This window comes from Staphylococcus sp. 2S1, from assembly GCF_046721335.1.
Classification (GTDB): domain Bacteria; phylum Bacillota; class Bacilli; order Staphylococcales; family Staphylococcaceae; genus Staphylococcus; species Staphylococcus equorum_A.
This window is the reverse complement of sequence record NZ_JBEUUJ010000004.1, coordinates 22,033-32,988: the sequence shown is the minus strand read 5'-3', so window position 1 is coordinate 32,988 and position 10,956 is coordinate 22,033. Positions and strand designations below refer to the sequence as shown.

The 10,956-nt window shown below is 31.3% G+C and carries 7 protein-coding genes and 5 pseudogenes; 6 read left to right on the top strand and 6 right to left on the bottom strand.

Translation table 11 applies throughout. From position 1 onward, the window contains the following. The first annotated feature begins 534 nt into the window (after window positions 1-534). A complete protein-coding gene (locus ABLV90_RS15355) occupies window positions 535-984 on the top strand; it encodes a hypothetical protein (RefSeq protein WP_460872904.1) in 450 nt (149 codons plus the stop codon). 7 nt (window positions 985-991) lie between these two features. Here the strand turns inward: ABLV90_RS15355 and ABLV90_RS15350 are convergent. The 4 genes and pseudogenes from ABLV90_RS15350 to ABLV90_RS15335 all read right to left on the bottom strand — a co-directional run. Then, window positions 992-1,183: pseudogene (locus ABLV90_RS15350) on the bottom strand (SMR family transporter); the annotation flags it as partial. 130 nt (window positions 1,184-1,313) lie between these two features. Beyond that, window positions 1,314-1,745: a DUF334 domain-containing protein gene (locus ABLV90_RS15345; RefSeq protein WP_427708417.1), complete on the bottom strand. Its 432-nt coding sequence runs from the start codon at window positions 1,743-1,745 to the stop codon at window positions 1,314-1,316. Window positions 1,746-1,828: 83 nt separating this feature from the next. Continuing rightward, on the bottom strand, window positions 1,829-2,785 hold the full coding sequence (locus ABLV90_RS15340) for a relaxase/mobilization nuclease domain-containing protein (RefSeq protein ID WP_460872903.1): 957 nt from the start codon (window positions 2,783-2,785) through the stop codon (window positions 1,829-1,831). After that, window positions 2,767-3,147 carry a plasmid mobilization protein gene (locus ABLV90_RS15335; protein WP_460872902.1) on the bottom strand — a complete coding sequence of 127 codons (381 nt, stop codon included), beginning with the start codon at window positions 3,145-3,147 and terminating at the stop codon, window positions 2,767-2,769. The genes ABLV90_RS15340 and ABLV90_RS15335 overlap by 19 nt, the downstream gene beginning before the upstream one ends. Window positions 3,148-3,539: 392 nt before the next feature. On the opposite strand from ABLV90_RS15335, the gene ABLV90_RS15330 reads away from it, so the two are divergent. Next, window positions 3,540-3,971: a plasmid mobilization protein gene (locus tag ABLV90_RS15330; protein WP_427708413.1), complete on the top strand. Its 432-nt coding sequence runs from the start codon at window positions 3,540-3,542 to the stop codon at window positions 3,969-3,971. 712 nt (window positions 3,972-4,683) lie between these two features. Then, on the top strand, window positions 4,684-5,166 hold the full coding sequence (locus ABLV90_RS15325) for a hypothetical protein (RefSeq protein ID WP_427708411.1): 483 nt from the start codon (window positions 4,684-4,686) through the stop codon (window positions 5,164-5,166). Window positions 5,167-5,291: 125 nt separating this feature from the next. On the opposite strand, the pseudogene glpT reads toward ABLV90_RS15325, so the two are convergent. Next, window positions 5,292-6,651 (bottom strand): annotated as a pseudogene (gene glpT / locus ABLV90_RS15320) (glycerol-3-phosphate transporter). A 261-nt stretch (window positions 6,652-6,912) separates the two neighbouring features. On the opposite strand from glpT, the pseudogene ABLV90_RS15315 reads away from it, so the two are divergent. Together ABLV90_RS15315 and ABLV90_RS15310 are read left to right on the top strand one after the other, a co-directional pair. Next, window positions 6,913-7,708 (top strand): annotated as a pseudogene (locus ABLV90_RS15315) (glycerophosphodiester phosphodiesterase). 797 nt (window positions 7,709-8,505) lie between these two features. Continuing rightward, complete coding sequence (locus ABLV90_RS15310) at window positions 8,506-8,601, top strand: type I toxin-antitoxin system Fst family toxin (protein WP_155759074.1); 96 nt, start codon at window positions 8,506-8,508, stop codon at window positions 8,599-8,601. A gap of 402 nt (window positions 8,602-9,003) precedes the next feature. Here the strand turns inward: ABLV90_RS15310 and ABLV90_RS15305 are convergent. Further along, window positions 9,004-9,827: pseudogene (locus ABLV90_RS15305) on the bottom strand (LysR family transcriptional regulator). Window positions 9,828-9,952: 125 nt separating this feature from the next. On the opposite strand from ABLV90_RS15305, the pseudogene ABLV90_RS15300 reads away from it, so the two are divergent. Continuing rightward, window positions 9,953-10,949 (top strand): annotated as a pseudogene (locus ABLV90_RS15300) (YeiH family protein). Window positions 10,950-10,956: the final 7 nt, after the last annotated feature.

The following is a 10,956-nucleotide window of genomic DNA, read 5'->3' as shown; positions in this document are numbered from 1 at the left end:
TTTCTCGGAATTTTTGCTTATGAAATGAAAATACATTTATTCGCCTCACATTTGCGTTTTAAGGGCTAATATAAGCATTTGGACACAAATCTATATTAACGTCACTAATTCTTTTAAATGGCCCTTTAAAATTAGAATAAAGGCCCCCTAAGTAGGTGTGTTTCAAATTTATTCAGTAGTATATATTCATTTCGATATAATTAACGAATTTATATATATAATATATAAATTTAAAAGAAATAAGGAAAAATTTTGATATTATATATAAAAAACTTTAATTTTTTGTTATCTTTAACGGGAGAGGAGAGAATTTATGAAACTCACTACAATTTTAAGAATTATTGCATTAATATTTGCTATCGCACTTTTAGCTTTATTTATTAACGATAAAATCACCTTATTTCCACTTATTTTAATATACATAATTTTCACATTGTTTATTTTAATTTTAGATAGGTTAGATAAGAAAAGGAGTAAAAAATAATTATGTTCATCAAGAAAAAAATTATTGTTGTTAGTTTTATACTTAGTTTTATGATTGCAACGATTACCCCTCAATTTATTGAAGCACAAGAAGTAATTCAAAGTGGTGATCCTTCAGATGTAAAAGAAATTGTCCAAAATACTACGCCTATTGAAAACACGGATGAAAGTATCACTCAGGAAGCAAGTAAAAAAAGAAGTTGGGTGAAATATGGAAGTGCTTATAGTGGTAGTAATAAAGCGACTAAATTAACTATAGGGTCTTTATCTGTTTCAATTTCAGCTATTACGAAAGTACCATCTGCTGCTAAGTGGATTAATAATATTGCTAACTTATTTTATCAAAGTAATAAAAAAACCGTTTATTACAGTGCACAAGCATATAAAGATAAGAATAGCCCCAATGCTAGGCCTACATATAAGGTGAATTATACTTTTTATGCTGATAAAGCACATACAAAGAAAAAAGGTTCTAAATCAGTAATACGTAGTTCTACGTAGTTATCTTTTATATAACTCCGGATAAAATACTCACTAAATTAACACTTTCATTGGAAATAATGACTGATACAAGTGTTTTTAAAGCAAGACCTAAACCCGTCTAGCTTGCATAAGTAATATTTAAGGGTAAATGTTCTACTAAGAAAATAAAACAAGTACCAAATGAAATTATTGTTTTTAATATGGGATAAATTTTTGAAAGAGGATTGATTTTCAAAATGATCTTTCTACATCTTCAGTAGCCATAGAAAAAACTTTCTTTTTAAAATAAGCGCTGATAGATAAAATCTATCAGCGCTTATTTATCTACCAAAAATGTACTTTGAATTTTATCTTTCAAACAGTCTCAAGAGACTTAAACAAGCCCACAAAATTAAAATGAAGAGTATATAAGGAACGATATAAGCGATGTACCATAAATAGCCCCATGCGGATTGTGTATGTGTAATGGTATGATGTAGCGCACTGTACATGCTATCAATACCTAAAACATGACCAATAGGTCCTGTAACAATAGAAACTAAAGCCATTAGTAAAATAACGAAGTATAATGCCCCGATACCATGCGTCATACTTTTGACACTCGATTTAAAAGTGCTATTCAACTTTTGATTTTCTTTTAAACTATTATTCAATGATTCATGCTGTTCTCGGTTGGCCATTCGAATACCTTTGAGATCCTCATACATACCTTCTTTTTCTTGTCTAAACGCCTTTGCGACATCCTCTGTCATAGAGGTTGTATCAATTTTCGACAGCATTTGATTGGAAATTTTAATCACTTTGGTTTCTGTTTTATCTAGGTAGTTTTTAAAGTTCGAGGTCGAAGCCTTTAGTTCGCTTACTAATTTTTGGTTCTGATTCGATCTGCTTTGCTCTCGCTCGCTCGAGCTCGATCATCCTGTTCCCGAGCTTCACGTTCTGCTCTTTCAGCTCGTTCGCGATGTTTGCGTTCATCGAGTTGGTCGTCGGTTGACTGTTCGAAACCTTTCCAATCAAATTCTGTTCCAGATGATCTATGCGTTGATTGATCTTTTGGAGTTCGTTCAGGAGCTGTTCGTTCTGATTCGTACTTTGTGCGTCTCCGTTGTTTCTCGGACTCAAAGCCATCAATAATCCCTCCTTTATCATAAATATCGCCTAACTTACTGCCTCTTACTTTTTTATCTACTTCAATGTGTCTGTAAGTGATGGTTTTATCGGTCACACGTTCGACAGTGATGCCTTTTGGAAGTAATTGTTCTTTGAAACTGTCCATATCTGTTGCTTGTGTTTCATCAATGGCCATTCGGACTTCGTTTTTCCAAGATTTTTTTCCTTTATCAATCAGGTTTTGTTCAGCTTGTGTATAGCGTAATTCTGATGTCGGTTCTGGAATGGATAAACCATGGTTTAAACAAACTTCATCGTTCGCTTTACGTAGGTCACGTAAAGCTTGTTTATCGTTATTAAATTTCTTACCTGTTTCTAAATTCACGGCATTGATCACGATATGATTGTGAATATGGTCCGTATCACTATGTGTGTAGATGGCCACTTGATGCTCGGGTACCATTTTTTCGGCTAATTCTAAACCGAGTGCATTACATTGTTCCGGTGTGACTTCACCTGGTTTGAATGACTGAATAATCACATGGCCTTGGTTGCCATCTGTTTTACCGTAAACTTCACGAGAAGCTTTAAAGGAACTTTTTGCGTATTCGACATCACAATTTAAACCACTTTTTTCTTCCGCACGTTTTTCGGCATAGTTAATGGCCCGTGACGTTGATTTGGTAGAACTTATTTTAGTTGTTGCCATATGTGATTCAACTCCTTACGCATGATGGCGATATCTTGTTGCATCAATTCTATATTTGCGCGTTCGCCATACGTATTTAAAGCTTTAGCGATTTGGTTTAAGTTGTCGCCCAACTTCCCCATATCTTTGGCCATCGATTGGCGCGTGACTTTGTCTAATTTGGGCGCCACTAATCGAGTCCCTTGTGCCTTGTTTTTAACAAACGAAGGCACACTCATATTCAAAGTTTCAGCCGATGCCTGTAACTTTGAATATTCGGATTCGCTCACACGAAAACTAATTTGTTTCGATTCCTTGCGGTCGGGGTTTTGGTTTTTCCCGACAGCTTCGTTCTCATCAATCATTGTTTTACGATCGCTCATAATCCCACCTCGCTTTCTAACGAAAGACACGTTGTTCCGTTGATTGTATTATAACATAATAAAATCTTCTTCACATCATTATAGAGGTTTGGCAAGCAATGGGAATGCTAGCCACTTCGTGCCTAGATACCCTGCTTGTTGGTGGATAAATCCCCCAAGCCCCCTAAGATTTTTTCTGCGAAAAAATAGCAAATACTACTAAGTATTTGCTTAGTCCATACGCTCAAAAATGTGAGCGTAAAAGTGAGTAATTACTAATTTTATAAATGGTATTTATATTTAGTAATTACTCATCAAATATCCCCTTATATGTTAAAATATTAACTAAGTAATCACTCAATCAAATAGCATCTATTTTTTTGAGTATTTATTTAGTTATGGAGGGGATATAAATGCCAGATCAAAATCATAAAAAAGCGAAAACAATCAATATTAATTTAACCGAATCAGAGTATGAAAAAGTGAAGCAACTTGCGGAAATTAGAGACCTCAATCCGACCGCATATACACGACTGACTGCATTAGGTAATCGAATTAAGCCTACGGTTGTTTATCCTGCAGATGAGCGCATTAATGAACTTGAAAAAGAAAATCAAGAACTCAAAATGAAACTCATGGCAGGGCATGGTGAATATGAAGTGACAAGAGAAGATTTCGATAATCTAGAAGAGCAATATTATCAGTATGCAGGCTATGTGAATACATTTAAAGATTTCTTAAAGTATGTGCAAAACGATGCGGAATATATCAATTTAAATGGCTATAAGAATGATGAAAAATTAAAAGAAGAGATTAGGGATGCTATTAAAGAATTGAAAGATTAAATAAGGTTATATCAAATATCATAGTGCACATCTTATACTGTATTAAATAAATTACGCTCACGTGCATACAGTATACAGGTATAACGTATGCACGTATATTGTATGCAAATAGATATATAGATAATTACAGAGCAGAAGTTGCGTTATTTTTGTTAAAGCAGGTTTAAGCGTTTTGACCTTGAACTGACATAATTTAACTTATTCTAAGTAAATATGTTTAATAATTTATAAACTTATTTCAACAAGGGTACAGTTTTTTAATGGTTTTTATTTCTCCTCTATTTAATATAAAACATCTCTTAATATAATCCTATGTACTGAGTCCCAAAATTTAATGAGTAAAATATTATTTTTTCATAAAAGAAAATTATACACGAATAAATTATTCTGTTTATCGAAAAAGCCTATGTTTATACAGTGCTAGATGGTACAGTAATAAAGTTGATTTTATTTCCATACGTAAATTTATTATAGAAATAGTCGGGATAGTTTCAATGAGGTTGTTAGATTGGGATTTGAGAAACAAATTAATCTTGTTAATTTTATCTCTTCACATAAGAAAAATACTGTGATTTTTGCCCGCTAATGATAAGACATTAAAACGAGTGAATAAGGAAGTAGTTTTATATTAAAAGAATATGAGTATTAACAATTTCAAATTACTTTAGTATGTATATTAATAACAAATTAATTTATTAAAAGGAAGATGTATATGAAAAAAATTTATTTAACCACATTAATGATGCTATTACTATTAGCATCATGTGGTACTTCAGAAAATAATAATGTGAATGAATCTAATAATCAAGAGAATAAAAAAGTTAAAGAAAAAGTAAGTGAAGAGGGAGTAGAGCCTAAAAAACATTCTGATAAAGAACAAAAAATATCAAAAATACAAGATAATGTAGTTCACGGTAAACTCACTCTTACTGATCAAAAAAACCAAGGTGCTTATTATGATGAGAAAAATCAGACAAAATATATTTTAGGTGAAAATAGTACTATAAAAAAAATTATTAATAAGTCTAACGGCGATGTTTCTCCATCTGAATTCATGCAAAAAGATGCTAAGAAAGTTGACGAATATTCTGGTGGAGTTTATCGTTATTATTCAGAATCAATTGGTAAATATTATAAAGTTATTAATAAAAACCAATCTCAAAATAATACTTTAATAGTAACTCTAGATAATTAAGTGTCTTTTAAAATGTTTTTCTATTATATTTAAATACTCGTAATAAGGCAATATAGTTTTCTTCATTAAATACCCCCAACCTATTAAAAAGATTGGGGGTATTTTCAAGTTATTAATTCAGTCGTTTAGTCGATTTTTTCTTGTCCTCGTTTATTCCAAGTTAAAATGAAACTTAGCATAGCCAATATACTAATTATTGTTAACAAGATAAAACCAGCATCCCAGCCAAATTGTTGAACGACAAATCCTAATACAATGTTAGCCATAACGGCACCAAACAAATAACCAAATAGTCCTGTTAATCCAGCTGCAGTACCTGCTGCTTTTTTAGGAACATAGTCTAAAGCTTGGAGTCCAATTAACATTACAGGGCCATATATTAAAAATCCAATAGCGATTAATGATAGATTATCTAACCAAGGGTTTCCAGGTGGATTTAGCCAATAAATAAGGACAAATATTGTTACACCAAACATAAAGAAGAAACCAGCCGGTCCTCGACGTCCTTTAAATAATTTATCTGATAAATACCCACATAATAATGTACCTGGTATACCGACCCATTCATAGAGGAAATAAGCCCAACCTGATTCGTTTAAGTTAAATTGCTTTTCTTCACTTAAATATGTAGGCGCCCAATCTAAGACACCATAACGAACGAAATAAACAAAAATATTAGCAAACGCGATTGCCCATATCCATTTGTTATTAAGTACATATTTAAATAAGATTTCCTTTGTGGTCAATTCTGTTTCAAGCGTTTCTTTAGATGAAGTTGAGTAATCGTTTTTGTATTTTTCAATAGGCGGTAAACCTTGTGATTGAGGTGTGTCCCGAATTAAACAATAGGCAATAATAGCGATTATGATAGCGAGTATTGCTCGGATAAATGAATACACCTTCGAAACCTTTTAAATATCCAAAATTATATAAGGCAGTCATAGAAATACCCCATGTTGCAATTGGAGCCATTAAGCCGCCACCAACATTATGAGCCACGTTCCAAATAGACGTTTTACTGCCACGTTCACTTACACTGTACCAGTGAACTAAGACGCGTCCTGAAGGCGGCCACCCCATACCTTGAAACCATCCGTTTAGGAATAGCATGATAAACATGATGGTAATACTAGATGTGAAAAACGGAACAAAACCGAGTAATAAATTTACGATTGCTGTCAGTATTAAACCTAAGGTTAAAAACGTTCTAGCGTTACTTCGATCGCTCACAGTTCCCATTACGAATTTACTAAAACCATAAGCAATAGAAATAGCAGATAATGCAATACCAAGTTCTCCTTTACTAAATCCTTGTTCAATTAATGAAGGCATAGCCAAAGAAAAGTTTTTTCTTAGTAAATAATAACCGGCATAACCCATAAAAATACCTAAAAATACTTGGAAGCGTAATTTTTTATATGTATCATCGACTTTCTCTGATGGCAATGGATCGATCTGTTTAGCTGGTTTTAAGAAATTGAACATAATAATCCCTCCTTAACAATAAATTTTATATAAGATTTATGAAATAATAACTGCAAATTGAGTCTAAGCAAATAAGTAAGCGTTGTCAATGTAATTTTGTTTTGCTAAGCTTAAATAAAATGTTAAAGGAGTTGGAATAAGATGAATACCAAGAAAGTGATCTATTTAGCGGTTTTATTATTAGTATTAACACCTATTACTACGAGTATTATAAGTGCTAGTGGCTTTTCTTCCCAAAAAGAAATTAAAGATAATAATGTTTTGGATAAAAACGTTTCAATTGCACACAGAGGGGCTAGTGGTTACGCTCCAGAACATACATTTTTTGCTTATGATAAATCTCATGAAGAATTTAATGCGGATTACATTGAGTTAGATTTACAAATGACGAAAGATGGAAATTTGATTGCAATGCATGATGAAGATGTTGAACGCACTACTGGTCATAAAGGAAAAGTTGAAGATTATACCACAGAAGAATTAAAAAAGATGGATGCTTGGTAGTTGGTTTAACAAAAAATATCCACAGTATGCTAAAAAGAAATATAAAGGAGCCAAGATACCTACCTTAGAAGAAATATTAAATCGCTATGGTGATGAGGCAAATTATTATATAGAAACAAAATCACCTGATGTTTATCCAGGAATGGAAGAAAAGCTTTTACATAGTTTAAAAAAATATAATTTATTAAATGAACAAAATTTAAGTGAAGGACAAGTTGTCATTCAATCATTTTCTCAAGAAAGTTTATTGAAGGTTGCAAATATGAATAACCAAATTCCATTAGTACAACTGGTGGACAAAGATAAATTATCAACATTTACAGGTAAAGATTTAAAATTCATTGCTTCATATGCTAAAGGTATAGCTCCAGAATATAGTGATTTGGATTTTGCCACTGTACAAAAGTTACATCAATATAATTTAAAAGTGCATCCTTATACGGTTAACACCGAAAAAGATATGAAGAAAATGTTGAGTATAGGCGTTGATGGTATCTTTTCAAATTATATTGATAAATATATTAAATTAAAAAACACAAATGATACATTATAGAAAAAATAAAGAATTTATGTATTATTTAGACCGCTAAAATTGCAAAATTGAGTGATCTATTTTTATTTCTCTAATTAAACTAATGATCATTTCAACTTTTCTTTGTGTTTTCATTAATATTCTATATTTCTTTAAAAATTAATAAACATTTTCGACATTTTCTCTATTGCCTTATCTGATGTATTTTTTATATATTCAGAGGAAAGATGTGTACTTATATTCATTTTAATCTTTATAAAATAGTGCTCAAATCTAATATGTCTTTGCATGTTTATCTCGCTAAATAGATTAGTATATTAATAAATAAGTTACTAATAGCTATTCACGGTAAAACTTCTTTCTAAAAGATGCTTTAGAAAGAAGTTCGAAATATATACTTTGGAAAATTTAAAAGTAGTTTAAATATATTGTTATGTGTATAGTATGATTACAATCTAATATTAATAAAGGGGTTAAAAATGATAATAAGTAAAAAGAAGCCAATGATTTTATATGAAGAATATGGATCTAGAGAAGATGTTGATATTTACATTCAAAGGGTTAAAGAATTAGAAGTGGAGAATAATTATTCTTTTAAATTATTTATAAAGGTTTGTTCATTTTTGATAGTAATATCAATGCTTAGTTTAATTATTTTTAAATATAACAAGGGTTATCTTCCTATTTGATATCTCTTTTCTTAATTTGGCATAATTCAACTTATCGGAAGTACATATGCTTACACTTTCACAAATGATATAATATAAAAGTCGTCGTTCTACTTCTGTGTCTGGTTTAGCATGGAAGGAGGTGACATCATGTTCAGTACGCTATTTGTAACAATCATATCTCCTATCGTAGTAGGGGTTATAATCACATTATTTTCTTATTGGCTGAATAATCGTGATAAGTAATCTAACGACGACATAGCTAATACACCAAAAAGAGCCCGATAACTATTCGTAGTAGTTATCGGGCTCGGTGTTTATCATGTTAGTACACTATTTGTTATTTAGAGTATAACATCATAGTGCACAGGAATGCAAAGTGATATGTACGATATTAGTTACAAGGTATTGTTTTAATGTTTTCGACGCTAATTGTAAAGAATTTAAAGGGTGAATTATGAATGTTATATAATGTTATATATTGAGAGTTTATACTTTTTATTTATTTTTTGAGTACTAATTTTTAAAAATGTAGTTAGATGCTTATATTTTCTTAGCTGTGCTCTAAGCTGACATTTAGCCATTTATAAAAGAAATTATCATTGGAATGTGCTTTAGATTTAGAATAAATAATACAAAAATCAAAATTTATGAAACCAAATTTTTGATGACTTCAGTAAGCTTCGTATCAATATACTTATCTTTATGTATGACTAAATAGAAATAGCGTGTGATGTCTAAGTTTGTTACTTCTAGTTTTTCTAAATCATACGGCGTTAATGTGGATTTAGAAACAATAGAAAAGCCGTTACCAAGCATGGACCATATTTTTAATTAGATTTGTATTATTAATTTCTACTAAATAAGAGGATGAAGCCATTTGTGATAATGCACTTTCTTGGTAAACGCGTGTACCTGATCCCCGCTCTCTGATAAAGCATATTGCTTTATTTGGAGATGATGATTTTTTACGAATTAATACTATTTCATCTTTAGCAATACGTCTACTGTATATGATATTGCTTTGAACCTCTTTTTCGATTATACCTAAATCGATAATGTTATTCTTAATATGTTGTAATACTGTATCAGAATTATTTAATTGCACATGAACATATAATTCAGGATATTTTTTTGCTAAATCAGTAAGGCGTTGTGACAATCGATATTCGCCATACGTGTAACTACTTCCTACTGTTAAATCTCCCGAAATCGTATCAGGTCTGCATTTTCAAATCGTGTCTTAATGTTTGTTCTAAATGCTCACGCTGTAAAGCATATTGAAATAGTTTCTCCCCATCACTCGTTAAAGACATTTTAGAATGTCTAAATTCGAAAATTTTTACATCGTATTCCAGTTCTAATCGTTTAATATCACGACTTATTGATGGCTGTGAAGTATATAAATTTTCTGCAGCCTTAGTAAAGCTTTGCGTTTTAACTACTTCAATTAGAACTTTTAATGAATCCATTAACTAGGCCTCCTGACATTTGAGTTACTCTATTATAACAAAATCGTTATGAGTAATATACTTAATATTTATTTCACGTTATAACTTTGCGGTGCTAAGCTTTTGATAAAAGGAGGAGTTAAAAAGTGAAGTTCTTAAAAAGTAAAGCATTTATTTATGGTTTATTATTCACATTTATCATCGCAGTTATAAGTTTATTAGGCTCAAAACTACCATTTTTAGATAAGATAGGCGCTTTAACAATTGCTATACTGATTGCTATTCTATATAGACATTTTAAGGGTTACCCTGAAGCATATCGTTCAGGCATCGCATTTTCATCTAAACGGTTACTGAAATTAGCTATTATATTATATGGATTAAAGTTAAATATTTATGATGTGATTGGAAAAGGTAGCGGTTTGTTATTAATCGATATTGGAGTCATCCTTTTTAGTATCGGATTAATGTTGTTACTAAATAAATACATTAAAGGGGATAAACATCTCACGCTATTATTAGGTATTGGCACTGGGGTATGTGGCGCGGCGGCTATTGCGAGCAATATCTCCAATATTAAAGTCCAGAGAAAAAGATTCTGCGATTAGTATCGGGATTGTCGCACTTATTGGCACTATATTTTCACTTGCATATACTGTGATATATTCTGTTTTTACAATATCTCCTGAAGTATTTGGGGTCTGGTCAGGCACAAGTTTACATGAAATTGCACATGTAATTCTTGCTGCGGATTTCTCAGGTCAAGCGACTTTGAGTATTGGATTGTTAGGAAAACTGGGACGTGTGTTTTTATTAATACCTTTGAGTATTATTTTAATTCTAATTATGAGATTTAAATCACATGGCGAGACCGAAGAAAAACGTATTGATGTACCTTATTTTTTACTTGGTTTTGTCATGATGGCACTGTTCCATACTTATGTGCCATTGCCACACATGGTTATGCAAATTATCGATAATGTCACGACTATATGCTTATTGATGGCAATGGTTGCATTAGGGTTAAATGTTTCCTTTAAAGACTTAAAAGATCGTGCTTTCAAACCATTAATAGTTGTCATTATTGTATCTATTTGTTTATCGATTGTTACATTTATGGTTGCGAAATGCTTTTACGGTTAAATTATAA

Bases quoted from the DNA above. Each gene is read 5' to 3' on its own strand.
- ABLV90_RS15330 (WP_427708413.1), top strand. From the start codon at position 3,540: ATGCCAGATCAAAATCATAAAAAAGCGAAAACAATCAATATTAATTTA.
- ABLV90_RS15325 (WP_427708411.1), top strand. From the start codon at position 4,684: ATGAAAAAAATTTATTTAACCACATTAATGATGCTATTACTATTAGCA.
- ABLV90_RS15345 (WP_427708417.1), bottom strand. From the start codon at position 1,745: ATGCTGTCGAAAATTGATACAACCTCTATGACAGAGGATGTCGCAAAG.
- ABLV90_RS15310 (WP_155759074.1), top strand. From the start codon at position 8,506: ATGTTCAGTACGCTATTTGTAACAATCATATCTCCTATCGTAGTAGGG.
- ABLV90_RS15355 (WP_460872904.1), top strand. From the start codon at position 535: ATGATTGCAACGATTACCCCTCAATTTATTGAAGCACAAGAAGTAATT.
- ABLV90_RS15340 (WP_460872903.1), bottom strand. From the start codon at position 2,785: ATGGCAACAACTAAAATAAGTTCTACCAAATCAACGTCACGGGCCATT.
- ABLV90_RS15335 (WP_460872902.1), bottom strand. From the start codon at position 3,147: ATGAGCGATCGTAAAACAATGATTGATGAGAACGAAGCTGTCGGGAAA.